This window comes from Halorubrum sp. F4, assembly GCF_027257195.1.
In the GTDB taxonomy this organism is placed as follows: Archaea; Halobacteriota; Halobacteria; order Halobacteriales; family Haloferacaceae; genus Halorubrum.
The window spans coordinates 547,386-572,928 of the sequence record NZ_JAPDFS010000002.1 but is presented as its reverse complement, the minus strand read 5'-3'; the positions used below and the strand labels follow the sequence as shown (position 1 = coordinate 572,928).

General features: G+C 68.1%; 32 protein-coding genes. 13 read left to right on the top strand and 19 right to left on the bottom strand.

Going from position 1 to position 25,543, the window contains the following annotated elements; translation table 11 throughout:
• Positions 1–12: 12 nt before the first annotated feature.
• Positions 13–993, top strand: coding sequence for an ABC transporter substrate-binding protein (locus tag OKW78_RS07685; RefSeq protein ID WP_281194599.1), 981 nt, complete (start codon positions 13–15; stop codon positions 991–993).
• Positions 994–1,007: 14 nt separating this feature from the next.
• Here OKW78_RS07685 and OKW78_RS07680 read toward each other — a convergent pair whose 3' ends face one another.
• The 6 genes from OKW78_RS07680 to OKW78_RS07655 all read right to left on the bottom strand — a co-directional run bounded on the left by OKW78_RS07680 (position 1,008) and on the right by OKW78_RS07655 (position 5,076).
• The gene (locus tag OKW78_RS07680) at positions 1,008–1,574 is read right to left on the bottom strand and encodes a HemK2/MTQ2 family protein methyltransferase (protein ID WP_281194598.1); all 567 of its coding nucleotides are present in this window, start codon (positions 1,572–1,574) and stop codon (positions 1,008–1,010) included.
• Positions 1,571–2,755, bottom strand: coding sequence for a mechanosensitive ion channel family protein (locus OKW78_RS07675; RefSeq protein WP_281194597.1), 1,185 nt, complete (start codon positions 2,753–2,755; stop codon positions 1,571–1,573). The genes OKW78_RS07680 and OKW78_RS07675 overlap by 4 nt, the downstream gene beginning before the upstream one ends.
• 4 nt (positions 2,756–2,759) lie before the next feature.
• On the bottom strand, positions 2,760–3,659 hold the full coding sequence (locus OKW78_RS07670) for a 16S ribosomal RNA methyltransferase A (protein WP_281194596.1): 900 nt from the start codon (positions 3,657–3,659) through the stop codon (positions 2,760–2,762).
• Positions 3,660–3,703: 44 nt separating this feature from the next.
• The gene (locus OKW78_RS07665) at positions 3,704–4,309 is read right to left on the bottom strand and encodes a DUF655 domain-containing protein (protein WP_281194595.1); all 606 of its coding nucleotides are present in this window, start codon (positions 4,307–4,309) and stop codon (positions 3,704–3,706) included.
• 118 nt (positions 4,310–4,427) lie between these two features.
• Positions 4,428–4,784 carry an RNA polymerase Rpb4 family protein gene (locus tag OKW78_RS07660; RefSeq protein WP_281194594.1) on the bottom strand — a complete coding sequence of 119 codons (357 nt, stop codon included), beginning with the start codon at positions 4,782–4,784 and terminating at the stop codon, positions 4,428–4,430.
• 1 nt (position 4,785) lies between these two features.
• Positions 4,786–5,076, bottom strand: a complete 291-nt coding sequence (locus OKW78_RS07655; protein WP_281194593.1) for a 50S ribosomal protein L21e — start codon at positions 5,074–5,076, stop codon at positions 4,786–4,788.
• 149 nt (positions 5,077–5,225) lie between these two features.
• On the opposite strand from OKW78_RS07655, the gene mptA reads away from it, so the two are divergent.
• From mptA to OKW78_RS07635, 4 genes are all read left to right on the top strand, one after another.
• The gene (gene mptA / locus OKW78_RS07650) at positions 5,226–6,152 is read left to right on the top strand and encodes a GTP cyclohydrolase MptA (protein WP_281194592.1); all 927 of its coding nucleotides are present in this window, start codon (positions 5,226–5,228) and stop codon (positions 6,150–6,152) included.
• Positions 6,153–6,297: 145 nt separating this feature from the next.
• Positions 6,298–6,540 (top strand): sulfurtransferase TusA family protein, encoded by a 243-nt coding sequence (locus OKW78_RS07645; protein WP_281194591.1) that lies wholly within the window; start codon positions 6,298–6,300, stop codon positions 6,538–6,540.
• Between the two features lies 1 nt (position 6,541).
• Positions 6,542–7,687 carry an FAD/NAD(P)-binding oxidoreductase gene (locus OKW78_RS07640; RefSeq protein WP_281194590.1) on the top strand — a complete coding sequence of 382 codons (1,146 nt, stop codon included), beginning with the start codon at positions 6,542–6,544 and terminating at the stop codon, positions 7,685–7,687.
• A gap of 1 nt (position 7,688) precedes the next feature.
• A complete protein-coding gene (locus OKW78_RS07635; protein ID WP_281194589.1) occupies positions 7,689–8,339 on the top strand; it encodes a DUF1641 domain-containing protein in 651 nt (216 codons plus the stop codon).
• Between the two features lie 91 nt (positions 8,340–8,430).
• On the opposite strand, the gene OKW78_RS07630 is transcribed toward OKW78_RS07635, so the two are convergent.
• From OKW78_RS07630 to OKW78_RS07620, 3 genes are all read right to left on the bottom strand, one after another.
• On the bottom strand, positions 8,431–10,242 hold the full coding sequence (locus OKW78_RS07630; protein ID WP_281194588.1) for a GLUG motif-containing protein: 1,812 nt from the start codon (positions 10,240–10,242) through the stop codon (positions 8,431–8,433).
• 212 nt (positions 10,243–10,454) lie between these two features.
• Positions 10,455–11,042, bottom strand: coding sequence for a DsrE/DsrF/DrsH-like family protein (locus OKW78_RS07625; RefSeq protein ID WP_281194587.1), 588 nt, complete (start codon positions 11,040–11,042; stop codon positions 10,455–10,457).
• Between the two features lies 1 nt (position 11,043).
• Positions 11,044–11,298 carry a sulfurtransferase TusA family protein gene (locus tag OKW78_RS07620; RefSeq protein WP_281194585.1) on the bottom strand — a complete coding sequence of 85 codons (255 nt, stop codon included), beginning with the start codon at positions 11,296–11,298 and terminating at the stop codon, positions 11,044–11,046.
• 265 nt (positions 11,299–11,563) lie between these two features.
• Between OKW78_RS07620 and OKW78_RS07615 the strand changes: the two genes are divergently transcribed.
• The 6 genes from OKW78_RS07615 to OKW78_RS07590 all read left to right on the top strand — a co-directional run bounded on the left by OKW78_RS07615 (position 11,564) and on the right by OKW78_RS07590 (position 16,890).
• Positions 11,564–12,766, top strand: coding sequence for an MBL fold metallo-hydrolase (locus OKW78_RS07615; protein ID WP_281194584.1), 1,203 nt, complete (start codon positions 11,564–11,566; stop codon positions 12,764–12,766).
• A 57-nt stretch (positions 12,767–12,823) separates the two neighbouring features.
• Positions 12,824–13,348, top strand: coding sequence for a YeeE/YedE family protein (locus tag OKW78_RS07610; RefSeq protein ID WP_281194583.1), 525 nt, complete (start codon positions 12,824–12,826; stop codon positions 13,346–13,348).
• Between the two features lie 17 nt (positions 13,349–13,365).
• Positions 13,366–13,803 carry a YeeE/YedE family protein gene (locus OKW78_RS07605; protein WP_281194738.1) on the top strand — a complete coding sequence of 146 codons (438 nt, stop codon included), beginning with the start codon at positions 13,366–13,368 and terminating at the stop codon, positions 13,801–13,803.
• Positions 13,804–13,915: 112 nt separating this feature from the next.
• On the top strand, positions 13,916–15,199 hold the full coding sequence (locus OKW78_RS07600) for a M20 family metallopeptidase (RefSeq protein ID WP_281194582.1): 1,284 nt from the start codon (positions 13,916–13,918) through the stop codon (positions 15,197–15,199).
• Positions 15,200–15,252: 53 nt separating this feature from the next.
• Positions 15,253–15,627, top strand: a complete 375-nt coding sequence (locus OKW78_RS07595; RefSeq protein ID WP_122103962.1) for a co-chaperone YbbN — start codon at positions 15,253–15,255, stop codon at positions 15,625–15,627.
• 45 nt (positions 15,628–15,672) lie between these two features.
• Positions 15,673–16,890 carry an MFS transporter gene (locus OKW78_RS07590; RefSeq protein WP_281194581.1) on the top strand — a complete coding sequence of 406 codons (1,218 nt, stop codon included), beginning with the start codon at positions 15,673–15,675 and terminating at the stop codon, positions 16,888–16,890.
• Between the two features lie 36 nt (positions 16,891–16,926).
• On the opposite strand, the gene OKW78_RS07585 is transcribed toward OKW78_RS07590, so the two are convergent.
• From OKW78_RS07585 to OKW78_RS07565, 5 genes are all read right to left on the bottom strand, one after another.
• Positions 16,927–17,490: a class I SAM-dependent methyltransferase gene (locus OKW78_RS07585; RefSeq protein WP_281194580.1), complete on the bottom strand. Its 564-nt coding sequence runs from the start codon at positions 17,488–17,490 to the stop codon at positions 16,927–16,929.
• Between the two features lies 1 nt (position 17,491).
• Positions 17,492–18,610 (bottom strand): aminotransferase class V-fold PLP-dependent enzyme, encoded by a 1,119-nt coding sequence (locus OKW78_RS07580; RefSeq protein WP_281194579.1) that lies wholly within the window; start codon positions 18,608–18,610, stop codon positions 17,492–17,494.
• Between the two features lie 26 nt (positions 18,611–18,636).
• Positions 18,637–18,981, bottom strand: coding sequence for a thioredoxin (gene trxA / locus OKW78_RS07575; protein WP_281194577.1), 345 nt, complete (start codon positions 18,979–18,981; stop codon positions 18,637–18,639).
• 88 nt (positions 18,982–19,069) lie between these two features.
• A complete protein-coding gene (locus OKW78_RS07570) occupies positions 19,070–20,152 on the bottom strand; it encodes a sulfite exporter TauE/SafE family protein (protein WP_281194576.1) in 1,083 nt (360 codons plus the stop codon).
• On the bottom strand, positions 20,149–20,310 hold the full coding sequence (locus OKW78_RS07565) for a hypothetical protein (RefSeq protein ID WP_281194575.1): 162 nt from the start codon (positions 20,308–20,310) through the stop codon (positions 20,149–20,151). Before OKW78_RS07565 ends, OKW78_RS07570 begins: the two co-directional genes overlap by 4 nt.
• 405 nt (positions 20,311–20,715) lie before the next feature.
• Between OKW78_RS07565 and OKW78_RS07560 the strand changes: the two genes are divergently transcribed.
• Together OKW78_RS07560 and OKW78_RS07555 are read left to right on the top strand one after the other, a co-directional pair.
• Positions 20,716–20,940, top strand: a complete 225-nt coding sequence (locus OKW78_RS07560; protein WP_281194574.1) for a hypothetical protein — start codon at positions 20,716–20,718, stop codon at positions 20,938–20,940.
• Positions 20,941–21,098: 158 nt separating this feature from the next.
• Entirely contained in the window at positions 21,099–21,446 is a 348-nt protein-coding gene (locus tag OKW78_RS07555) for a DsrE family protein (RefSeq protein ID WP_281194573.1), read from the top strand.
• A gap of 12 nt (positions 21,447–21,458) precedes the next feature.
• Here the strand turns inward: OKW78_RS07555 and OKW78_RS07550 are convergent, their stop codons facing one another.
• From OKW78_RS07550 to OKW78_RS07530, 5 genes are all read right to left on the bottom strand, one after another.
• A complete protein-coding gene (locus OKW78_RS07550) occupies positions 21,459–21,863 on the bottom strand; it encodes a helix-turn-helix domain-containing protein (RefSeq protein ID WP_281194572.1) in 405 nt (134 codons plus the stop codon).
• Positions 21,864–21,966: 103 nt separating this feature from the next.
• Positions 21,967–22,818: a universal stress protein gene (locus OKW78_RS07545; RefSeq protein ID WP_281194571.1), complete on the bottom strand. Its 852-nt coding sequence runs from the start codon at positions 22,816–22,818 to the stop codon at positions 21,967–21,969.
• Positions 22,819–22,928: 110 nt separating this feature from the next.
• The gene (locus tag OKW78_RS07540) at positions 22,929–23,729 is read right to left on the bottom strand and encodes an ABC transporter ATP-binding protein (RefSeq protein ID WP_281194570.1); all 801 of its coding nucleotides are present in this window, start codon (positions 23,727–23,729) and stop codon (positions 22,929–22,931) included.
• A complete protein-coding gene (locus OKW78_RS07535; RefSeq protein ID WP_281194569.1) occupies positions 23,717–24,520 on the bottom strand; it encodes an ABC transporter permease in 804 nt (267 codons plus the stop codon). The genes OKW78_RS07540 and OKW78_RS07535 overlap by 13 nt, the downstream gene beginning before the upstream one ends.
• A complete protein-coding gene (locus OKW78_RS07530; protein ID WP_281194568.1) occupies positions 24,520–25,542 on the bottom strand; it encodes an ABC transporter substrate-binding protein in 1,023 nt (340 codons plus the stop codon). Before OKW78_RS07530 ends, OKW78_RS07535 begins: the two co-directional genes overlap by 1 nt.
• Position 25,543: the final 1 nt, after the last annotated feature.

The following is a 25,543-nucleotide window of genomic DNA, read 5'->3' as shown; positions in this document are numbered from 1 at the left end:
GAATCACGGTCCATGTCAGTCGTCTCGCTCTTTCCCTCGGCGACGGAGGTCGCGGCGGCGCTCGGCGTCACGCCCGCCGCGGTCTCCCACCAGTGCGATCACCCGCCCGCGGTGACCGACCGGCCGACGCTCACCGGGCTCGTTCGCGACCTCGACGGCGACCCCGACCAGGTCGACCGGATCGTCGCCCACGACGACACGTACTACCTCGACGGCGACGCGCTCGCCGCGGCCGATCCGGACGCGATACTCACGCAGGGCGTCTGTGCCGTCTGTGCGCTCGACGCCGAGCTCGCCCGCCGGGCGGTCGAGCGGCTCGACCTCGACGCCGCGGTGCTCGACGTCCACGCGGACGACCTCGCGGACGTGCTCGCGAACGTCGAACGGATCGGCGAGGCGGTCGGTCACCCGGAGACTGCGGCGACCCTCCGCGCGGACCTCGAGGCCCGCATCGACGCCGTCGCGGACGCGGTCCCGGGCGAGGTGGCGAGCTCCGGCTCCCCGGCGACTCGCGACTCCCGTCCCCGCGTCGCCGTCCTCGACTGGACCGACCCGGTCCGCCACGGCGGGCTCTGGATCCCCGACCTGCTCCGGCTCGCCGGCGGGGAGCCCGGACTCGTCGCGGCCGGCGAACGGTCCCGGAAGGTCGACCCCGAGGAGTTGCGCGCCTTCGACCCCGAGGTCCTCGTCGTGGGTCCCTGTAGCGCCGACGTCGCCGAGGCCGGCGGCCGGGCTCGGGAGCTGCTGGAACGCGAACCCCTCGACGACGTGGCCGCGGTGCGGGACGGACGGGTGTACGCGATGGACGGCACCGCCTATCTCAACCGCCACAGCCACCGGGTCGTCGACACGCTGGAGGCGCTCGCGGCCGTGATCCACCCGGAGTCCTTCGGGGAGACGGACGGGAGAGTCAGACCCGTTCCGACCGGATCGGAGGGGACGGGGAATCCGACCGCCGACCGCGACGCTCCCGACGAGCGAACCGCGGACTGACCCGGAACTCCGACCTATCCCGCCCGTTCGAGCCGTAACACGGTGAGGGTCTCGAACGGGAACGACTCCTCGACGGCGACCGCGTGATCGAAGCCGGCGTCCTCGACGAGCGCCAGCACCTCCTCGTACCCCGTCAGCGACGAGACGAGCAGGAGGACGGTTCCGCCGGGCGCGAGCACCCGGGCGACGTCGGTGAGGAACGGCTCGATGAGCTCCCGCCCGGACTCGCCGCCCGAGAGCGCGTGCTCCATCCAGTCGTCCCACTCGTTCTCCGGATCGGTCGGGAGATACGGCGGGTTGAAACACACCGTGTCGAAGGCGTCGGCGCGGAACGGGTCGAGGAGGTCGGCGACCACCGCCTCGACGCCGCGGTCGGCCGCCTCCCGCGCCGCGTGCGGGTTGTAGTCGCTGCCGACGACGCGGAGCCCGCGCTCCTCGGCGATCCGTTCGGCGACCCAGCCGGACCCGGTGCCGACCTCCAGTACGCGGCCGTGAGCGTCCTCCAGGGCCGCCTCCGCCAACAGCCCGGAGTCCTCGGCGGGCTGATACACGGTCGGTCCGTCGCGGTCGAGGGCGGTCACGCTCCCGGTCCCTCCGACGACCCCGATCCTCCCGATGACGATCCCTCGTCCGTCTCACCCGACGGTTCGGGCTCGCCCTCGCCCCCGCCGATCCGCGCGTTCAACTCGGCGTCCGCCCCCTTCGTTCGACTCGAGAGCGTCTGCTGCGGGAAGGGGATCGTGATCCCCTCGGCCTCGAACTCGGCCTTGATCGCGGCCATGACCGCGGTCTGGGTCCGCCAGCGCTTCCGCATGCTCGGGTTCGTGATCCAGTAGCGGACCCCGAGGACGACCGACGAGTCCGCGAACCGCTTGGTCACGACGTCGGGCTGTGGCATCCGGGCTACGCCGTCGACCCCGGTGATCGCGTCCTCGATGACGTCCACGGCCACATCGAGGTCGGTCGTGTAGTCGACGCCGACCTCGATCTCGATGCGGAGGCGGTTGCGACGCGACCGGTCGACGACCGCGCCCGCACGGACCTCGTCGTTCGGGAGGGTGACGACCTCGCCGTCGAACGACCGGAGCCGCGTGTTGATGATCGATATCTCCGTGACGGTCCCCTCGTACTCGCCGATCGAGACCCAGTCGCCGACCTCGAACGGCCGCGAGAACATCAGGACGAACCCGGCGAGGGCGGCACCGAGGGTCTGTCTGGCGGCCATTCCCACGACGATCCCCAGGAATCCCGCCCCGACGAGGAGGCTGCCGACGTTGTCGGTGAAGAGGCCGATCGTCACGAGCACGACCAGCGTGTAGACGGTCAACTGGACGATCCGCCGGAGCACCTCCTCCTGGTGTTCGGAGACCGTCGTGCTCTCGACTGAGAGCTCGCGGATCACGTCGCCGAGGAAGTCCGTGACCGCGTAGGCGCTCGCGAGCAGGATAACCGCGAGCACGACGTTCGACAGTTGGTCCGCGATCGCGGCGGACTGGACCGCGTCGACGAGCGCCCCGCTGCGCTCCCAGACGACGAGAAGCGAGAGCACCCCCGCGGCGGTGGCTCCGGCGACCGTCGTCGAGAGGAGCAGCCGGCGCTTCGAGGAGAGCTCCTCGTTCCGCCGCTTCACCCGCCCGACGACCAGCCGGACGACGACGACGGCCGCGAGGATCGCCACCGTGAGCAGGAGCCGGCGGAGGTTCCCGCTCACGATCCGATCGAGCTCGGCGAGCGCGCCGAGGAGGGCCCCGATCCCGGTCATCGTCTCACGCCTCCGCCGGGGACCCGTGCTCGCGAGCGAGCTCGGCGAGCGCCGCGAACGCCGAGGGGTCGAGCGTCCCCGGTCGGCGCCCGAGCAGGTTCTCGTCGACCGCGTCGACGACCGCGTCCGGCGCGTCGAGCCCGGAGATGTGGGCGGTGTTGCGGATCGCGTTCCGGACGGTCTTGCGCCGCTGGGTGAAAAGCGCCTTCACGAATCGGAGGAAGAACGCCTCGTCACCCACCTCGTAGTCGGGATCCCGCGGCGTACACCGGACGACCGCGCTCTCGACGGCGGGTTGGGGGTCGAACGCCTCCTTCGGGATCCGCTCCACGATCTCGACGTTCGCGTAGTGCTGGGCGGAGACGGAGAGGCGACCGTACTCGGAGTCGCCGGCCGACGCGACCATCCGGTCGGCGAACTCCGCCTGGAAGGTCAACACGAGCGGCCGCTTTCGGGGCAGCAGCCGGAAGGCGATCTCCGAGGAGATCCCGTACGGCAGGTTCGCGACGCAGGCGGTGAAGTCGGGCAACTCGACCTCGAGCGCGTCGCCCTGGATCACTGCGAGGGTCCCGGCGTCGACCGCGTCGGCGAACTCCTCGCGGAGGAACGCCGCGAACGGCGGGTCGCGTTCGATGACGGTCACCCGACCGGCTGGCGCTTCCTCGCCCGCGCCGACCGCCGCGAGCAGCCGGTCCGTGAGCGCGCCCGCGCCGCCGCCGACCTCGAGGAGGTGGCTCCGGTCGGCGTCCGCGGGGAGGTACGTCGGCAGCCGGTCGAGGACGCGGTCGTCGACGAGGAAGTGTTGATCGTTGTCGGGGTTCGCGCGGGTGCCGGCTCGCCGCGCGAGCGCGTCGGGGTCGCGGGTTCCGTACGCGTCCGCGGTCCCCGCCGATCGATCGGTCATGGCCGCGCTACACGGTGGTTCGGGGTAAAAGTCCCGTTTCCGAGTCACTCCTCGCGGCCGACGAACGTCCGGTACTTCAGGTCGTCCTCGCGGATCTCCTCGACGATCCGCTCGAGGATCACCTCTCGGGGGCGGTGAAGTCCCGATATCCGACTCGAGACCTCCTCGAAGCTCTCGAAGGGGCCGCGCTTCCGTTCGTCGAGGACCCTGTTCCGGAGCTTCTTGCCGATCCCGGGCAGGAGGTTGAGTTGGTGGAGCCGGAGCGTTATCGGCCCCGCCTCGTTGTAGAAGTCGACGAACCGACGCTCGTCGTCGTCGACGATCGCCTCGACGGCGTACTCGACCTCGGCGGCCGCGTTCCGCGTGAGGTCGTCGAAGGCGACCTCGCGGTACCGCGAGACGTTCGGCCCGTCGAAGTCGACCCGGTCGCTCACGGCGACGTCGGCGTCCTCCTCGAGCGACAGCTCGTACAGCCCGAACGACGACGCGCCGAGCGCGTACGCCACCGGGGACTTCTGATACCCCGGCCGGCCGTCGTCGGGTCGGCCGTTCGGGAGGACGTCGAGGAGAACGCCGATGGAGCGCTCCTCGATGCCGCCTTCGGAGGCCGAATCGCGGTCGCCGTCGGCGTCCGTCGCGTCGTCGGTCATGTCAACAGGTAGCGCGTCCGAGCGGTAAAAAACCGCTGCCGTCGGGGGAAACGTCGGCTCCCGTGGATCCGACTCGGCTTTCCGTTCGGATCGGACCGGGTCGGCGCTTCGTACCGGCCTATGCGTACTTCGCGACGACGTCGAGGACCTCGTCGAGCTCGTCGCCGTCGAGCGAGTACCGCTCCTGGGCGAAGACGGAGCGGAGTTCGGTGCGGTCCTCGGGGAGGAGGTCGGTGATCTTGACCGCCGTCGGAACGTCGATCCGTTCGAGCTCGACGAGCTCCTCGACGAGCTCTCGAGACTCGTCGGCGTCGAGGTGGCCGAAGCGGTTCACGTGTTCGATCGCGCGGGCCAGCTCGTATCGAAGCTCGCGCTCCTCGTCGGCCGCGCGGTCGGCCTCGATCTCGGCGAGGATGTCCTTCGCCTCCGCGGTGGTGAGGTACTCCTCGTCGAGTTTCTCCTTGAAGATAGTCATCTTACTGCTGACGGCTCATGTGGGCGGCGCGGACGACGAGCGTCTTGGTCTTGCCGCCGTCCGTGATCTCGACGGTGAACGCCGCGCCCTGCTTGCCCGTCACGGTGCCGGTTCGACCGTCGAAGCGGGGGTGAAAGCGCCCTTCCTGGACGCTCGGGTCGATCTTGAGGTGGACCCGGCTGCCCGCCTCGAACTCCTGGATCGCGCGCTGGGGCGGCGACGTTCCGCGGTCTCTCGGCTTGTTCGACAGTTTGTCTCGAGTGGCCTTCTGGGGTCCATTGGAACTCGGCATGGTCGTTGGGGTACGGTTCCGCTGCCGCAGTTATAAATGGTGCGTTACGCGCCGGAGCGACGCGAGACGTGGCGGTACTGCCGCGGAAAGCCCGACGCGACCCCCGTCATCGAAAGCCCTAATCGCTCGTCTCCCCTGATACGTTCGTAATGAGTCATCAGCTGCCGGACGTACAGGCGTCGGCTCCGGACGTCACCGTCGGGCTCTCGCAGGTCGGCGTCACCGGCGTGGAGAAGCTCGTCAAACTCGCCCGCGGCGACGAGCGACCGATCGTCCTCATGGCCGAGTTCGAGGTGTTCGTCGACCTCCCGAGCGGTCGGAAGGGGATCGACATGTCGCGGAACCTCGCGACGATAGACGAGATCCTGGAGGAGATCACCCGCGAGGAGGCCTACCGCGTCGAGGACGTCTGTGGCGACGCCGCGGAGCGGCTCTTAGAGAAACACGACTACACCACCACCGCCGAGGTGTCGATGACGGCGGAGCTCGTCACCCGCGAGGACACGCCGGCCTCCGGGCTCGAGACCCAGAGCACGGCGACCATCCTCGCCAGCGCGACCGCGACCGACGAGGGGACCCGCGCCGAGATCGGCGCGGAGGTCACCGGGATGACGGTGTGTCCCTGCTCGCAGGGGATGTCCGAGTCGCGCGCTCGCGAGGAGCTTCACCGGCTCGGCGTCGACGAGGAGACCGCCGAGGCGTTCCTCGATGCGGTCCCGCAGCCGGGTCACTCCCAGCGCGGCCACGCCACGCTGACGATCACCACGGACGGGAGCCCGGAGGTCGACCTCCGCGACGTGATCGACGTCGCCCGCGACTCGATGAGCGCGCGGATCTACAACATGGCGAAACGCCCCGACGAGGACCACATGACCTACCACGCCCACGCGAACGCGAAGTTCGTCGAGGACTGCGTGCGTGCGCTCGCCGAGGGAACGCTCTCGGAGTTCGACCACCTCGCCGACGACGCCGTGATCCGCATGAAACAGTCGAACGACGAGTCGATCCACCAGCACAACGCCCACGCCGAACGCGAGGTCACGATGGGCGACCTCCGCGACGAACTCGGCGAGTAGTCGTCGCCGTCGCTCGGACGTCGCTTCTCGATCCGATCCGGTCCAGTAGCTTCAGTCTCTGGTATATAATTTTGGGTAGTATTCCATATTTTTGGAACTCCTATACAATATTATCTCCGCGGGGATCGAACGTCCGACCGTATCCATGACCGATCTCGACATCGAACCCACCGACACCGTCGACGCGCGCGGGGCCGCCTGCCCCGGGCCGCTGATGGACCTCATCGGTCGCGTCCGCTCGGCGAGCCCGGGCGACGTGATCCTGCTCTTGAGCGACAACGACCAGTCCCTGACGGACGTCTCGGAGTGGGTCGACGAGACCGAAAACGAGCTGCTCGAGGTCGACGAGACGGACGACGACTACCGCTTCTACGTGGAGGTGGCGTGACGTGACCGAGCGGATCGCGATCCTCGGCGGCGGCACCGGCGGGACGGTGCTCGCGAACGGCCTCGCCGACCGGCTCGCCGCGGAGATCGACGCCGGCGACGTCGAGGTGACCCTGGTCAACGACGATCCCGACCACGTGTACAAGCCGGTGTGGCTGTACGTCCCCTTCGGTCAGCGCGAGCTCGCCGACGGCCGGCGGCCGCTCCGCGAGCTCGTCGACTCCCGGATCGACCTCGTCATCGATCGGGTGACGGAGATCGACACCGAGGGAAAACGGCTCGAGCTCCGCGACACGCCGGACGCGCTCGATTACGACTACCTCGTCGTCGCGACGGGCTCGACGCTCGCGCCGGACGAGGTCCCGGGGCTGGCCGAGGGCGGCCACGACTACTACTCGGAGTCCGGCGCGCTCGCGCTGCGCGACGACTTGCTCTCGATGACCGAGGGGCACCTCGTGGTGAGCGTCGTCGGGACGCCGCACATGTGCCCGGCCGCGCCGCTGGAGTTCGCGTTCATGGCCGACGACTGGTTCCGCGAGCGCGGGTTGCGCGAGGACGTGGAGATCACCTACACCTACCCCATCGGGCGCGTCCACGGGAATCCACACATCGGCGAGTGGGCCGAGCCGATCATGGAGGAGCGCGACATCGACGTCGAGACGTTCTTCAACGCCGACTCGGTCGACCCCGACGCGAAGACGGTGGCGTCGATGGAGGGAACCGAGATCAACTACGACGTCCTCGTTGGCGTCCCGCCGCACCGCGGCGTCGACGTCGTCGCGGACGCCGACCTCGGCGACCGCGGTTGGGTCGACGTGGACAAACGCACGCTGGAGGCCGAACGTGCCGAGGACGTGTACGCGATCGGCGACGCCGCGACGACCGGCGTGCCCAAGGCGGGAAGCGTCGCCCACTACCAGGCTGGCGTCGTCGGCGAGCGGCTCGCGAGCGAGGTCCGGGACCGCCCCGCGACGGCGACGTACGACGGCAAGACGTTGTGTTTCATCGAGACGGGAATGGACGCGGCGTCGTTCGTCGAGTTCGACTACGAGAACGCGCCGTCGCCCGCCCCGCCGTCGGAGAAGCTTCACTGGTCGAAGCTGGCGTACAACGAGTCCTACTGGCTCACCGCACGGGGGTTGCTCTGAGATGTCGGGAGAGAATCCCGACGAGAGAGACGGAGCGGACGAGGTCGACCGCGACGATCTCGAGGCGATCGTCTCGGAGAATCCCGAGGCGGTCGCGGCGTTCGTCGACCGGCTCGACGCGGTCAACGAGCTGCTCGACGTCGTCGCGCTCGGGGAGAGCGCGCTCACCGACGAGATGGTCGTCGAACTCGCCGGCACGGCCTCGACGCTCGCGGAGTCGGCCGACGGGTTGGCCACCGACGAGACGGTCGGCCTCGCGGCGACCGTCGGCGAGAACGGCGACGAGCTCCGCGAGGCGATGGAGACCCTGATCGAGCTCCAGCGGAGCGGAACCCTGGACGAACTCGCGGAGCTCGGAGCGGTCGGATCGCTCGCGACCGCCGCCCTCGACGACGGGATGGTCCGCTCGCTCGCGGGCACCGGTGCCGCGCTCGGCGAGGTCGCGGACACGGCCGCGGACGACGAGGTCCGCGAGGGAACCAAGACGCTCCTCGAGGGGCTCGGCGCGGCCCAACGGAGCGAGCCGTCGAAGGTGGGTGCTCTGGGGCTCGCACGCGGACTCCGCGATCCCGAGATACAGTACGGCCTGGGGTACGTGCTCGCGCTCTCGAAGGCGATCGGACGGTCGCGGTCGCCAGAGGGCGATTCCTGACGGTCCCGACGGACCATCGGGCATGCTGCTGCAAACGTCGTCGAAAAGATCTCGCCGAGAGAAACCGCCGTAGCGGGTCACAGAACCCGGTTCACTCTCGTTCGGGACGGCGAGATACCGCGAGGATCGTGGCGACAGTGAGCGCGACGAGAGTGACGATAGCACCCAAACCGGGAACACCATCGTCGGTTGCTGCCGGTTCTTCGGGCGCGTCCGTCGGCGTTGCTTCCGAGCTGTCCGCTGACGGATCCTCGGAGGTCTCCCCGGACGGATCCTCGGAGGTCTCCCCAGAGGAACCCTCCGAGATGAGCGCCGGGTAGTCACCGGACTGCGTCCTCCAGACCGTTCCGAACTCGAACGCGGACATATTGGTGCGGGCTGCTTCGCCCGTCATTTGAGACGTATCGAGGCCAGTGGCACTCTCAGCGGATGTCTGCTGGTTCGTCGCCCGGGTATCCCAGTATGACGCGGTCACGGTTCCTCGGGATCCAACCAACCCGCCGACCTGCTCAGAGCCGGTAACGGGACCGGCGGCATACGATCCGCTCACGGTTCCCGGATTACGGCCGACCAGTCCGCCGACGTACTCTTCACCAGTGACCGAGACAGTAGCGAACGACGCGATTACCCTTCCGGAGTTGGACCCCACCAGGCCGCCAGTGTTCTCAGTACCAGTGACGTTGCCCGCGGCGGAGGACCTGTTTACGTTTCCGGAGTTGGACCCCACCAGCCCACCCGCTTCACCAGAACTAGTGACGTTGCCTGCGGCGGAGGACCTGCTCACGTTTCCGGAGTTGGAGCCAACGAGTCCGCCCGCCTCATCAGAACTGCTGACGGCAGCGGTAGCGGACGACCGGCTTACGGTCGCTTCGGCGTTGTTTCCCACGAGCCCACCGACGGTGTCTTCACCGGAAACGGTCCCGGAAGCGGAGGAGTCCGTTATGATCGCTTGACTGTTATCGCCGACGAGCCCGCCGACACCCTGGCCGCCGGTGATGGTCCCGGCGGCGGACGAGTCGTGTACCGTGCCGCTGTTGGTCCCAACCAACCCGCCGGTACTCAGCACTGGACCGTCAGTCCCATCACCGGTGACGGTAGCGGTGGCGGATGATCCATCGACGGTGCCTCGATTGAGACCGACCAGCCCGCCAATAAAGTACTGGCCAGTGACCCTCCCTGTGGCGGACGAGTTACGTACGATACCTGTCGGATTCCCGCCGACCAGTCCCCCGACGCTCTCCTCACCCACAACGTCTCCGGCGGCGGACGATCCCTCCACCGTTCCCCTGTTGAAGGCGACCAACCCGCCAACACCCTGTTCGCCGGTAACGCCTCCAGTGGCGGACGATCCACTTACGCTTCCGACGTTTCTACCCACTAGCCCGCCAACACCTCGATCGCCAGTGACGGTCACGTCGGTGAGAGTAACGTTCGTTATATTGCCGTTGGACGCACCAAACAGGCCGATAACGTCCTCACTCCTCCGATCGATGGCGACCGCCGTGATGTCGTAGCCCTGTCCATTGAACACGCCGGTGAACGGTCTCGAAGCGTTACCAATCGGATCAAATCCGTCCCCGTCCTTCCACTCCGCAGTCCCGTTAGCATCGATATCGTTCCCGAGTGCGTAGTTCGCTGCGAGGTCATCCTCCATCGCTTGGAGTTCGGAGGCGTTAGTGATGATATAGGGGTCGGTCTCCGTACCAGCACCCTCCAAGTCGTTCGGATCAACGTCCACCTCCCCAGTATCGATCGCTGTGTCGTTCTGAGCGCTCGCAGCTCCGACGAGCCCGCCCCCGACCAGCACACTGACGAGTGCAAGGCCCACCCCGATCACGAGGACAGCATGGAGAACTTGCAGCGACCCAACCTGTAGTTTGTCGGTGATCTCGGTCTCCGTCACGAGACATCGCCTCCCTCTCGCTTGGGATGGGTTGAACCTATTCCGTTCCATACATAATACTGAACACCATGACAACACATATCATACTCTTGTGGGATATTATATATAAATTTTTGAAATGGCGAACTGACACCGACAACTCACGCACAATCCTCTGAGAACTCCGACGTGATCTCGATTCTCGTCGAAACGTGACCGAGATGTGTGCGAAGCTATACGAGCAGTTGGATGTCGGCGTCGGCCATGTCCTGGAAGGCGGAGGCCGCGCCCACGCCGGTCGTCACGCCGTCGTAGAAGTCGTCCTCGTCGTAGCCGAGGAGGTCGATCGTCATCTGACACGCCTGGAGGTCGACGCCGCTCGCGAGGGAGGTCTCGATCAGCTCCTCGATCGAGGCGACGTCGTTGTCCTCGATCCGGTTTCGCATCATCCGTGCCGTCATCCGGTCCATTCCCGGAAGCGCGGCGATGGCGTTCGGCAGCGGCATGTTGGGGTTTCCGACGGAGCTCAACCCGAGGTCCTTCGAGTTCTCCTCGTGGAGGATCTCGAGCCCCCAGAAGGTGTGGAAGACGGTGACGTCGTAGCCGAAGGCGGCGGCCGTGCTCGCGAGGATGAGCGGCGGGTACGCCATGTCCAGCGTTCCCTTCGTGGCGATGATCACCATCCTGTCGGCGCTCCCCTCGTCGACCTCGTTCCGGAGGTCGGAGACCTCGGTCTCCAACGCCTCGATCTGTTCGCGCAACTCGGCGAGATCGTCGGGCGAGAACTCGCCGTCCGACGACGGCGGTGTGTCCGCGCTCATCTCACTCCGCCTTCCGGACGTAGTGTTTGTACACCGGCGTCCCGTCCTCGGTGGCCTCCTTCTGGTCGACCAGCTCGGCACCCTCGGTCGACTCGGCCCAGCCTTTGATGTCGCTCATGCTCCCCGAATCCGTCGAGACGACCTCGAGAACGTCGCCGGCCGCGAGGCCGTCGAACGCCCCCTTCGTCTTGATGACGGGCATCGGGCAGTTCTGTCCTTTCACGTCGAGCGTCTCGGTCGCGGTTTCCGTGCTCATGATTGGATCCCCGTGTTGGGGCTATCACACAATATTGGATGTTCGATGATAAGTGTGTCGATTCTTGTGGTTGACCTGAACTACTGAACGACACCGAAGTCCCATTCCGACGGATACAACGTGTCATTCGCACATGTCCACGTATATGCGTGTTTTGGGACGCTTATCGTCAATCTGAGTCTGTCCCGGATCTACTATGTATTGCATAGTATGTACATTACTATGGGAAGTCTTAAGTCGATACGTCCGATAGTGGAGAGCGTACATGGACGCAGACGAGATGGACTTTCCGACGCCGGACTCGGACGTTGACTCGATCGCCCCCGAAACGCTCAAAGACCGCATCGACGCCGGAGAGTCGGTGACGCTGCTCGACGCCCGGATGTCGAGCGACTACGAGGAATGGCGCATCGACGGTGATACCGTCGAGTCGATCAACGTGCCCTACTTCCACTTCCTCGACGAGGAGATCGACGACGACGTCCTCGCGTCGATCCCGGACGACGAGCACGTCACCGTGCTCTGTGCGAAGGGGGGCGCGAGCGAGTACGTCGCGGGCGCGCTCGCCGACCGCGGCTACGACGTCGACCACCTCGAGGACGGGATGAACGGCTGGGCGTCGATCTACGAGGCCCACGAGGTGACCGACTACGACGGCCCGGGGACGCTCCTCCAGTACCAGCGCCCCTCCAGCGGCTGTCTCGGGTACCTCCTGTACGACGGAGACGAGGCCGCCGTCGTCGACCCGCTGCGGGCGTTCACCGACCGCTACCTCGCGGACGCCGCGGAGCTCGGCGTCGATCTGACGTACGCGTTCGACACGCACGTGCACGCGGATCACGTCTCCGGGCTCCGTGAGTTGGCCGAGGAGGGCGTCGAGGCGATCCTTCCGTCCGCCGCCGCCGACCGCGGCGTCACCTACGCGGACGAGGTCACGTTGACGGAGGACGGCGACGAGTTCGCCGTCGGATCGGCGACGATCGAGACGGTGTTCACGCCCGGCCACACCACGGGCATGACCTCCTACCTGCTCGGCGGGAGCCTGCTCGCGACCGGCGACGGTCTCTTCATCGAGAGCGTCGCCCGTCCCGACCTCGAGGAGGGGGACGAGGGCGCTCCGGAGGCCGCCCGCCTGTTGTACGACTCGCTCCAGAACCGCGTGTTGCCCCTCGACGACGACGTCCTCGTCGGCGGCGCGCACTTCAGCGACGCGGCCGAGCCGGCCGCGGACGGCACCTACACCGCGCCGATCGGCGAGCTCCGCGAACGCATGGACGCGCTCTCGGTCGACGAGGATACGTTCGTCGAGACCGTCCTGGCGGACATGCCGCCCAGACCGGCCAACTACGAGGAGGTCATCGCCACCAACCTCGGGCAGAACCCCGTCGACGACGACGAGGCGTTCGCGCTCGAGCTCGGCCCGAACAACTGCGCCGCGAGCCAGGATGCGCTCACGAGCGACGACTGATCCGTCCGTGACGTCCCGCTCGCCCGCGACGTCAGGTCCCACCGGGGGTGACGGCGCGTGATCGACGCCGCGGCCGCCGACCTGCTCGGAGCCGGCACCGTCGACGCGCTGTTTCCCAACGGCATCTCGCGGTACGCGATCGGCGGGCTGCTCGTCGGGCTCGGAACCGTCCTGATCTACCTCGGCACGGGGATCACGGCGGGCGCGAGCACGTTCCTCGAGTCGACGCTCTCGTACGTCTCGGGGCGCTCGCGGTTCGCACAGTACCGCGCCTCGCGCGACTGGCGCGTCGTGTTCACCCTCGGGATAATCGGCGGGGCCGCCGTCTACGCGCTGATATACCAGGGCGACCCCTGGTCCGTCGCTGGCAGCGCCTGGACCACCGAGGTCTCGCCGTGGCGGCTGTTCCTCGGCGGGATCCTCGTCGGGATCGGCACCCGCGTCGGAAAGGGGTGTACCTCCGGACACGGGATCTGCGGGGTCGGCTCGGTCTCGCGCACCTCGCTCGTGGGCGTGGCGACGTTCCTCGTCGTCGCGATCGTGACCGCGAACGCCGTCTCGGCGTTGGGGGTGGGACTGTGAGCCGACACCCGTTCTTCATGCCGCTGATCCTCGTCGGCGGGCTCGTCTTCGGCTTCGGGCTCGGGTTCAGCCACATGGCCCGTCCGGAGGTCGTCCTCGACTTCCTGACGTTCGACGACTTCGGGCTCCTGTTCGTGATGTTCGGCGGCTCGATCGTCGCCGGGATCGCGTTCTGGACCCTGCCGAAACTCCGCGGGTCGGCCCCGCTTACGGGGCGGCCGTACGGTCGCCGGCTGAAGTCGTTCGACCGGGACGTCCTCGTCGGCGGGTCGATATTCGGCGTCGGCTGGGGGCTCTCCGGGATCTGTCCCGGGGCGGCCTACGCCAGCCTCGGCGTCGGCAACTGGCCGATCCTCTACGCGATCGGCGGGATGTTCGTCGGCGCGTACGCACAGGGCGTCTGGCGCAGCCGTGACGCCGGCGACGCGCCCGCCGCCGCACCGGGCGACGACTGACCGGCGCGTTCCCGCGTCCACACGTTTCCGCTTCCGTCCCCGGTCGGTGTCCGTTTTTCGCTCACCCTCCGCGGATATCCTCTCTCTCGGCCTCCCCTCGAGATACACCACCATGACAGACGATCCATCCGACCCGACCCGCTCGACCGATCCGGCCGATCCGACCGTCTCGACCGACCGCATCGTCGATATCGCGACCGACCTGATCGGGCTCGACACGCGAAATCCGCCGGGAGACGTCCGTGAGGCCGTCGACTACGTCGCCGACCTGCTGGCGGCCGCCGGTTTCGAGACCGAGCGCGTCGTCACGGACCCGGCGAAGCCGAACCTGCTCGCGGTCCTGCCCGGTCGAACGGACCGGACCCTGCTGTACAACGGCCACGTCGACACCGTCCCGTTCGACGCGGACGCGTGGAGCCACGACCCGCTCGGCGAGGGGGACGGCGATCGAGTCTACGGGCGCGGGGCGACCGACATGAAGGGGCCGCTCGCGGCGATGCTGGCCGCCGGGGAATCGATCGCGGCGGCCGACGCCGAACCCCCGGTCACCCTCGCGTTCGCGGTCGTGAGCGACGAGGAGACCGGCGGCGACGCCGGCGTCGACACCCTCGTCGCGAGCGACGCGTTCGCCCGGCTCGCGCCCGAAGCCTGCGTCATCGGTGAGACGACCTGCTCGCGCGGGCGGCACTCGGTCACCGTTGCCGACCGCGGGAGCATCTGGTTGACGCTCCGCGCCGAGGGAACCGCCGCACACGGCTCGCGGCCGTCGCTCGGCGACAACGCGATCGACCGGCTGTGGGAGGCAGTCTCGCTGCTTCGCTCGCGGCTCACGGCCCGGGAGTTCGACCTCGACGCGGCGCTCCGCCCGATCGTCGAGGAGTCGGTCGAGTACTACGAGCCGACGCTCGGCGCGGACGACGCACGTGACCTCTTCGAACACCCGACGGTAAACCTCGGGACGATCGAGGGCGGCGAGGCGGTGAACACCGTGCCGGACGCGGCGACCGCCCGCCTGGACGTGCGGCTGACCGCGGGCGTCGAGACCGCGGACGTGCTCGCGGACGTCCGCGAGTGTCTCGCCGACTTCCCCGCGGTCTCGATCGCCGACGTGAGCTGGTCGGTGGGGAGCTACGAACCCGTCGACGGGCCGCTCGTCGGAGCCGTCACCGACGCCGCGGCCGCCGTTTCCGGCGAGCGCGTCTTCCGTCGGAGCGCCACCGGCGGCGGGGACGCGAAGACGTTCCGACACGCCGGCATCCCTACCGTGGAGTTCGCGTTCGGTACCGACACGGTCCACGCGGTCGACGAGTACACCACTCGCGAGGCGCTGGCGCGGAACGCCGAGGTGTACGCTGCACTGCCGTCGAGATGGGCGGAGCGGTTCGACGAGCGATAGGGGCGGATCCCTCCGAGGCAAGCCTTTATATTGGTCCGAGAACAATAGTGTGTATGGAATCCAATACTGTATCGACCGGAGAGGACCACGCGAGGGACGCCCCGCGCGGTCGTCCGACCTCGCTCGCCGACGAGTCCGCCCTCGACGACTTCCTCGCCGACACCGACGCCGCGCTCGTCGAGTTCTACACCGAAGGGTGCGGGATCTGCGCGAGCATGGAGCCCGTCCTCGGCAACGTCGCCCGCACGGTCGACGTCGACGTGGCGCTCGTGAATCCCCGCGATGACCCGCCGCTCGTCGAGCGGTTCGACGTGCGCAGCGTGCCGCTCTTCGTCCTCTTCGTCGACGGCGAGCCGGTCGCCCGCCGCGCGGAGGGGTTCATCCCCGGCGACGACCTCACGGCGTGGGTTCGCGAGGTCGTCGAGTAACGGATCGGTAGTCGGATTTTTGTCCCCGGTCGACTCCGCGTACGCATGGCGACCATTGCTAACGGGAAGTGGCGTGCGCTCGTTCTCGTCGGGATCGCGGAACTGTTCGCGATGACCCTCTGGTTTAGCGGCACGGCGGTCGGCCCGGAACTGGCCGAGGCGTGGAGCCTCTCCGCCGCCGAGACGGCGTGGCTGACGAACGCCGTCCAACTCGGGTTCGTCGTCGGTGCGCTGCTGTCGGCGTCACTCACCGTCGCTGACGCCGTTCCGCCACGGTATCTCTTCGCCGGCTCGGCGCTCACGGGCGCCGCCGTGACGGCGCTCATCGCCGGCGTCGTTTCCAGCGGTCTCCCGGCCATCGCTCTCCGATTCCTCACCGGCGTCACCCTCGCGGGCGTCTATCCGACGGGCATGAAGATGATGGCGGCGTGGTTCGACGAGGGACGTGGTCTCGCCATCGGCGTCCTCGTCGGCGCGCTCACCGTCGGCTCGGCGTCGCCACACCTCCTCCGAGCGATCGGCGGCGTCGGTCGTCCCGACCTCGTCCTCTACGGGACCGCGGGGCTCGCCGCCCTCGGCGGGCTTCTCGTCCTAGCGTACGAGGACGGCCCTCACCAGCCCGAGACGTCCCCGTTCGACCCCGGCGCGATCCGGCGTATCGTCACCGACCGCGGCGTCGTCCTGGCGAACGTCGGCTACTTCGGCCACATGTGGGAGCTGTACGCCGTCTGGACATGGGTCCCGATATATCTCGTCGCCAGCCTCGAGGCCGGGGGCACGGCGAACGCGGGACGGCTCGCTTCGCTCCTGGCGTTCGGAACCATCGCGATCGGCGGCGTGGGGGCCTGGATCGCGGGGTCGGCGGCCGACCGCTGGGGACGATCCCTGGTGACGAGCGTCTCGATGGGCGTCTCCGGCACCGCCTGTCTCCTCGCCGGCCTCGTCTACGGCTCGTCGCTTCTCGTGGTCGTTCCGTTCGTCCTGGTCTGGGGGTTCTTCATCGTCGCGGACTCCGCACAGTTCTCCGCGGCCGTCTCGGAACTCGCCGACTCGAGCTACGTCGGCTCCGCGCTGACGCTCCAGACCGCCGTCGGCTTCCTCATCACCATGGCCTCCATCCGGCTGATCCCCGCGGTTCGGAACGTCGTCGGCTGGCGATGGGCCTTCGTTCCGCTCGTGGTCGGTCCCCTCGTCGGGACGGGCGCGATGCTGTGGCTGCGGTCGCTCCCGGAGGCCGACCGACTGGCGGACGGCCGCGGGTAGGGTTCCATCCGACTGACGGACGGCGGCAGGGTTCCGTCACCCTCGCGGCGCCAGCGCGACGACCGCGAACGTCTCGGTGCGGGTCGTCCCGTGGACGACCTCGAAGCCGGCTCCCTCGAGCATCGCGGTCGCGTCCGCGAGGTCGTACCGCTCGTCGAGCGGCGGCCCGGCGGCGGCGTCGCCGTCGGCGGACCAGTCGAAGACGACGAACCGCCCCTCGGCCCGTAGCACTCTGGCGACCTCGGCGATCGCGTCGTCGTCGGCGAACTCGTGGAACGTCATCGTCGAGAAGGCGGCGTCGAGTTCGCCCGCCGCGAACGGCAGGTCGGCCACGTCGCTCTCGACGAGTTCGACATTCTCGGGGAGTCCCTTCTCGCGGTACGCCGCGTGCATCTCCGCCTGGAGGTCGACCCCGTACACCGTCTCGGCGTGGGGGGCGACGTCGTCGGTGTAGAATCCGGTCCCGCTGCCCAGGTCGGCGACGGCGTCGTCGGGCGTCGGCTCGACCGCGTCGACCAGCTCCTCGCGGGAGACCCAAGCGTAGCGCTCGGGGTCCTCGAGCTTCGCCGCGCGATCGGCGTCGAACGTGTGAAACCCCACGCTACCGCTCCCCGTTCAACGCCTCGCACACCTCGTCGATCTCCCGCTCCGTCGAGATCGCGTGGACCGACACTCGAACCGCGTCCGGGTGCGGCAGGTCGCGGATCACGATCCCCTGATCGAGGAGCCGCTCGACGGTCGCCTCGGGTTCCTCGACGTCGAACGTGACGAGCCCGGTCTCGTACTCCCGCGGGCTCAGGAGGCGCTCGTCGTCGACGCCCTCCTTCAGGCGGTCGGTGAGCGTCTCGATCCGGCTCTCGATCGCGTCGAGACCGATCGACTCGATGGCGTCGATCCCCTCCAACAGGGCGACGTGTGCCGCCGGGGTCGTGGTGCCGATCTCGAAGCGCTTCGCGCCCGGGGCGTACTCGATGTCGTGAGCGGTCGGCGTCTCCACGCCGCGGTAGCCGACAGTGCCGGGGGTCATCCCCTCGGCGACCGCGCGGTCGACGTAGAGGAAGCCCGCCCCCCACGGCCCGAGCAGCCACTTGTGGCCGGCGGCCGCGACCGCGTCCGCGCCCCACGCGTGGACGTCCACCGGGACCTGTCCCGGCGACTGGACCGCGTCGACGAGCGTGAACGCGTCCGCGTCGTTCGCGACCTCGACGAGTTCCCGGACGGGGAGACGCGTGCCGTGCGTCCAGGTGATCGCGCTGAAACAGACGAGTCGCGCGTCCGCGACCGCGTCGGCGAACGCGTCGCGGTCGATCCGGCCGCCCTCGGTCTCGACGACGCGGACCTCGATCCCGACCTCCTCCTCGAGCTGTCGCCAGGGAAGCACGCCCGCCGGGTGTTCGACGTCGGTTCGGACGACCACGTCGCCGGGCTCCCAGTCGATCGCGGCGGCGATCCGCGCGATCCCGTCGGTCGTGCTCTCGGTCAGCGCGATCTCCTCGGGATCGGCCCCCAGCAACGCCGCGATCCGCTCGCGGACCGTCTCGTAGGTCCCGAACGCGTGCTCGTACGGGTCCGTCTCGGCCACGCCGTACTCGTGGCCCGCGAGGAAGTCGGCGGCGGCGTCGACGACGAACTCCGGGCTCGGTCCGTGCGCGCCGTAGTTGAGGTAGGCCGTCTCCTCGTCCAGCGCGGGAACGTCCGCCCGAAGCTCTCGCGGAGTCATGCGGACCCCTCCGGCTTCGCGGTCATTCACTCGAGCCGCCCGCTGACGGCCTCGCGGAGGACGTCCTCGGTCTGTGCGCCGACCATTCGGTCGGCGACCTCGCCGTCGGCGAACACCAGGAGCGTCGGGATCCCCTGAACGCCGTACTCGCCGGCGAGTCCCTGATGCTGGTCCACGTCGACCTTGAGGACCGCCGCGTCCGTCTCCGCCGCGACCGCCTCGACCGACGGCTCCATCATCTGACAGGGGCCACACCAGTCGGCGTAGAAGTCCACGAGCACCACGTCGTGCCCGGTCACGAAGTCGTCGAAGTCGTCGGCACTCTCGAGCGCGACGGGTTCGGTCGGCACGGGTTCGCTGGTTTGTGTCATCATCGAGACGTACGCGCCCCACGCCCATAACGGTTTTGGATATTTAATACAATACTCCCGGCCGGCTGATCTCCGGTCGGAGCGCCGTTCACTCGCCGCGCTGGGCCGATCCGGGGACGCCGCGGGTCCGTCGCACGGCGAGCGCGCCGTGATAGAGGATCGTCGTACAGACGAGCAGCGCGGACCCGATCAGGAGGACGAAGCTGAGCCGGTCGAGGACCGGCATCGACAGCCACGAGGAGAGCTCGCCGATCCCGACCGCGGCGCTGGCGACGAGCAGCATGAGCCCGAAGTAGATCGTCACGTCGTCCTCGTCGACGTAGGCGGTCGCGCTCGAGCCGATCCGCGCCCCGAGCGCACTGCCCACGAGCAGCGCCGTGACGATCCCGAGGTCGATCACGCCCGCGCGGCCGTAGGTGAACGCGCCGACCGCCCCGGACATGAGCCCCCCGAAGAGGCTCGTCCCGACCGCGGCCGCGAGCGACGTGCCGATCACGTAGTAGATCGCGGGCATCCGGACGAACCCGCCGCCGACGCCGAGGAACCCGGAGACGAGCCCGACGCCGCCGCCGACGCCGGAGATGGTCCACAGTGACGCCCGGCTGCCGTCCGCGAGCGTCATCATCGGCGGGACCTCGTACGACTGGATCTTCCGGGCGATCGCCGGGACCTCGTCGGCGTCACCTTCGGACTCGTCGCCGCCTTTCTCGCCCCCGTCGTCGGTCCCGTCCTCGTCGCCGTCGTCATCGCCGGTATCGAGCGCGCTCCGCGTGAACAACACGCCTATCGCCGCCAGCAGGAGCACGTACGCGACGCCGACGACGACGTTCGCGATCCCGAGCACCTCCAGTCCGAAGACGAGCCGGCTTCCGAGCTCGATGCCGACGGAGATCCCGACGAACATCAGCGCGCCGAGCTTGTAGTCGACCTGCCCGGCGTCGTGGTGTTTCATCGTGGCGATCGCCGCGGTCCCGAACACGAACGCCATCGAACTGCCGATGGCGACCGGGGCGGGATAGCCGAGGATCAACAGCGCGGGCGTGACGAGGAACGAGCCCCCCATCCCGAAGAACCCGAAGAACACGCCGACCATGAAGCCGAAGGCGACGAACAGGCCGAAGATCTCCGGGCCGAGACCGAGGAGCTCACTCGCCGCGATGGAGCCGATCATCTCGCCTTCGCGAGCCGATCCAGGACGGTCGGTCCGATCGCCTCCTCGACGGCCCCGTACCCGACGTAGAGGGCGATCGCCTCGAGGAGGACGATCCCGATCACCGCGAGTGCCTGTACCGACGGCGACGCGCCGGCGAGGAGCTCCGTGCCGATCATCGGCTCTCCCCGACATCCGACGCCAGCGTTTCGTATCGGATCGATCGATCGATGTCAGTCATGTACTCGACGATAGCCGACAGGGAGATATAACGGTTTTGGGTTAGTTGTACAATACTATATTCGCGTGAGAGACGGGGAACGATGAATAACGTATTCGTATTATTCACCGTGATACGATACGATCACGCCGATCCGTCGAACCGGCGCGTTTCCCTCCGGATATCTCGGCAGTCCGCGTCGAGGGATCGTTCCGTCCCCTCGAGACGTCGATTCGACGGTCGATCGTATACTGTGTTTCCATGGGACCATCTCACACGACATTTCGTGACTCCGAACCAACGTGTTCCCCGTCCGTGGGAATCTCCATCCCTCCATTTATGTGCGGAACGCGTACTGGAGGGTATGAGCCACTCATCGCGTTCCCCTCGCATCGATCTCGACGCGGTATTCAAGGCGTTCGGTGCGGTGACGATCCTGATCGGGGTCGTCCTCACCGTCGGCGTGCTGGCGCTCACCGACCCGTTCGGCGAGTACGTCACGACCACGCCGGCGGCGACCGGAAGCCTCCTCTTCACCGGGCTGCTCGCCGCGGTCGGTTACGCGGCCTACGCGCTCCGCCGCCGCTGAGGCCCGCGAAGCGCGTCGACGGTCCGCCCGACGTCGACGGTCGATCCGATCCGACCTGATCCTCCCCGAACCACCGCGTCGATCCGTTCTCCGTTCCGAATCACGTCCGCTCGTCGACGACGACAGGATTATATAATATTGGATGTATTGTACAATACATGTCCGACACACCGGACGACGTAGAGACGTTAGGGATCGTGCTCGAAACCGCCGACCCCGAGCGCGCCTGGAACGCGTTCCGGCTCGGACTCACCGCCCTGGAGGACGGACGGGACGTCTCCGTGTTCCTCCTGGGTGAGGGAGTCGAAGCCGAGGAGATCACGGACGACCGGTTCGACGTGCGGGACCGCATGGAGGCGTTCGACGAGGCGGGCGGGGAACTGCTCGCGTGCGGGACGTGTCTGGAGATGCGGAAACGCGACGGAAGCGAGGTCTGTCCGATATCGACGATGAACGACCTACTCGAGGTCGTGACGACCGCCGATCGAGTTCTGACCGTCGGCTGAGCGGCCGGCGTCCTAACTCGACGCCGGTACCGACTCGGCCTCCTCGTCCTCGTACTTGTCCTCGAACTCCTGGATGAGCTGGCCCATCTTCGCGTACCAGTCGTTCAACATCCGCTGCATCTCTCCCGAGATCTTCTCGGGATCGGTCGGCTGGTAGACGTGGTAGTAGCCGCCCTGGTCGTAGTTGATCTGTTCCTTGCTGATGAATCCGGTCTGGAGGAGTCGCTGGACCGCACGGTAGGCGGTCGAGCGCTCCCGGTCGACGGCCTCGCCGATCTCGTCGATCGTCAGCGGTTCCTCGCTCTCGACGAGTACCTGGAAGCACTCCCGGTCAAGCGGTTTGAGGCCGTGAAAACACTCCAGTAACCCCTCACACTCCATGTCGCTCCGGAGCTGTTCGGCCAACGAGTCTGGCATGGTATTGCCCGCAAGTACGCCCCGTGTGCGTAAAAGGCTTGTGTATAGAACACACAATTCCGCGCGAGCAGCCCAGAACGCTCCGATATCTCCGATCTCGCGCTCAGGCCGACCGCGGCGGCGGCACCAGGAAGACGTTGCCGGCCGCGTTCACGACCACCTCCTCGCTCACGCTGCCGAGGAGGAGTCGCCGCAGGCGGCTCCGGCCACGCGATCCGAGGAGCAACGTGCTCGGCTCGTGTTCCCGCTCCGCGGCGAGGATCTCCGCCGCGGGGTCGCCGCGTCTGACGTCGGTGCGGGCCTCGAGCCCCCACTCGTCGAGCCGGTCCCCGAGCTCACCGAGTCGTGCCTCCACGTCGCCCTCGTCGCCGGTGTCGTCCTTCGGCGACCGCACGTGGACCAGCGTGACCTCCTCGGTCGCGTGCCGGAGGTACTCGAACGTCTCGAAGGCGCGCTCGGCGTTCTCCGAGAAGTCGGTGGCGAAGAGCGTCCGCTTGAACAGGTGTCGGCGCACGGTCTCGGGGTCGTCGACGCCGCGTTCGATCCGGTCGACGAGCAGCGGCACCACCGTGGTCCTGGCCAGGTTCCGCGCCGTCGACCCGATGACGCGGTTCCCGAGCGGGCTCTTTCCGCGGGAGCCGACGAGGATCAGGTCCGCGCCGACCGCCCCGGCGATCCCGTTGATCCGCCGATGTGGCGTCCCCCGGACCACGTGCGTCTCGACGTCGAACCCGGCGGCCTCGATCGTCTCCCGATAGCGGCGGAGTCCGCGTTTCCGACGCTTCTCGAAGTCGATCCCGGGCATCCCGGAGTGGACGTTCGAGGGCACCACCGTCACGAGATGGATCCGATCGACGCCGATCCGCGAGAGACAGTTCAGCCCGGTCTCCGACTCGACCATCGTCTCGCTCGCCGTCGAGAGGTCGGTCGCGAGCACGGCCGACTTCCCGCTCATCGGCCCTCCTCCCGTCCCGGTCCCGCGGCTCCACGCCGCCACACAGTATTCTCCATATCGTACAATACTCGTCTCCGGAGATAAAACCCGCGGTCGGGCCGTCGACGCGGTCAGCGGTGCGCGCCGATCAGCTCCCGAACGCGGGCGACGTGCTCGCCGAAGGCCGGATCACCGCGCTCACGCGGGCGATCCACGTCGACGTCGACGACCTCGCGGACGCGACCTGGCTCGGCGGCCATCACCACGATCCGGTCGGCGAGCGTCACCGCCTCGGCGACGTCGTGGGTGACGAAGAGCACGGTCTTCCCCGTCGACCCCCACACGTCGAGCAGTTCGCGCTGGAGCATCTCGCGGGTCTGTGCGTCGACCGCGCCGAACGGCTCGTCCATCAACAGGAGGGTCGGATCGACGGCGAGCGCCCGTGCGATGGCGACGCGCTGTTTCATCCCGCCCGACAGCGACTTCGGATACGACTCGCGGAACTCCGACAGCCCGACGAGTTCGAGCATCCCGTCGACCCGTGCCGCGCGTTCGCCGGCCGACCGGTCGCTCCGATCGAGTCCGAACCCGACGTTCTCCTCGACGGTGAGCCACGGGAACAGATGGTACTCCTGGAAGACGACGCCCATGTCGGTCGTGGGCCCCGTCACCGGCAACCCTCCCAACCGGACCTCGCCGTCCGTGGCGTCGGCGAGCCCGGCGATGATCCGGAACAGCGTCGTCTTCCCGCAGCCGGAGGGACCGACGAGACAGACGAACTCCCCGTCTTCGACCCCGAACGACACCTCCTCGAGCGCGCGGACCGGGTCGCCCTCCCCGTCGTACGTCTTCCCGACGCCGTCGACGACGACGCCCGTCTCGCTCGAATCACCGCCCGTCTCGGCCGCCGGATCCCCGTTCACGCCTGCCATATCAACACCCGCCGTTGAGCCGCACGGAACGCCACGTCGACGAGGAGGTACATCAGGCTCAACACGAGGATGTACGCGATCACCTTGTCGACGAGGAGGTTGTTGCTCGCCCGGAGGATCTCGCGTCCGACGCCCGGCACGCCGAATATCTCGGAGGCGACGACGAGCATCCAGCAGCGTCCGAGACCGGTTCGGATCCCGGTCATGATCCCCGGCAGCGACGCCGGGAGAACGATCGACCGAACCATGTCGAGGTCACCGCGGACTCCGAGCGTCCGGCCCACGTCGAGGAGGTCCTTCGACACGCCCTCGACGGCCCCGTAGGCCGCGTAGAAGTTGATCCAGAACGCGCCGACGGCGATGATGAACGCCGCGCCCGCGTCGTTGATCCCGAACCACGCGATCGCGAACCCGATCAGCGCGAGCGGGGGGACCGGCCGAAGGGTCCGAACGAGGGGTGCGGTCACGTCGTCGAGGAGCCCGCTCCAGGCGAAGGCGACGCCGGCGCCGACGCCGAGCCCCGTCCCGACGATCGTGCCGGGGATCCAGTGGCGGACGCTCGACCACAGCGCGGCGGTCATCGTGCCGGACGCGAGCTCCTCGAGGAAGGTCTTCGCGACCGCGGCCGGCGAGGGTAACACGTACGCGGGCTGTGTGAGCGAGACGAGATACCAGAGGGCGAGGAACCCGACGATGCCAGCGATCCCGCGGAGGATCCGGCGTGGACCGTCGAGATCGAACCCGGTCCGCAGACCGTTTCCGTCGAGTTCCCGTCCGATATCGGTGGCCATCAGAGCGACTCGTAGACGCTCGGATCGAAGAGCTGCTCGTTCGTGAGCTGCTCGTCGATCTGTCCGTTGTTCGCCGCGAACTCCGAGAAGACGGGCGTCGCGTCGGTGATCTCCGCGGGATCGGTGACGAAGTTCGACAGCGGCGAATCGAGGGCTTTCCGGGCCCGGTCGGTGGGCATTCCGATTCCCTCCTCGACGTGGGCCGCGGTCGCGTCGGGGTTCTCGTTGATGAAGTCGGTGGCACGGACGTGCTCCTCGAGGAACTGTGCGGCGAGTGGGGAGTCGCGGACCGCGTCGCTCATCAGGGTGACGGCGGCCGGCTGTCCGGGGAGGATCTCCGCGGCGGTCCGGAGCATCGTGACGGACGACCCTTCCTCGTCGGCGATCGTGGGAACCGGCTCCATGATCGAGGTGCCGTCGATCTCGCCGTTGGCGATCGCCTGCCACACCGCGCTCGCGCCGTTGATCTCGATGATCTCTACATCGTCGTTCGAGCCGGGATCGACGCCGACCTCCCCGAGCCAGTACCGGAGCAGTACGTCGGGGACGCTGCCCTGTGGGAAGGTGCCGAAGCGGAAGGGGCGGTCGTTCTCCTCCGCCCACATCGCGAACGCCTCCGCGCCGTGCTCCTCGAACGTCGGATGGAACGACGACTCCGCCATGATCCCCATCGGCTCGCGGACGTTCGCAGCCGTCACCCGGGCCGGGATGTCGCGATCGATGACGATCATCGCCGGTACGATGCCGAACATGGCGACGTCGATGTCGCCGCCGCCGAACGCCTGGATGATCGCGGGGCCGTCGGTGAACTCCTCGCCGGTTATCTCGGCGTCGATCTCGGAGAAGTAGCCCTCTCCCTCCATCACGTACCACTGGAGGTCCGGATATATCGGCATGTGCGCGACGGTCAACTCCTCCAGTCCGGTATCGCCGCCGAGACATCCGGCGAGCCCCGCCGTCGCGGTTCCGCCCGCGGCCGCGAGGAAGGACCGCCGTGAGACTCCCGGGTTTCGCTGGTTCATG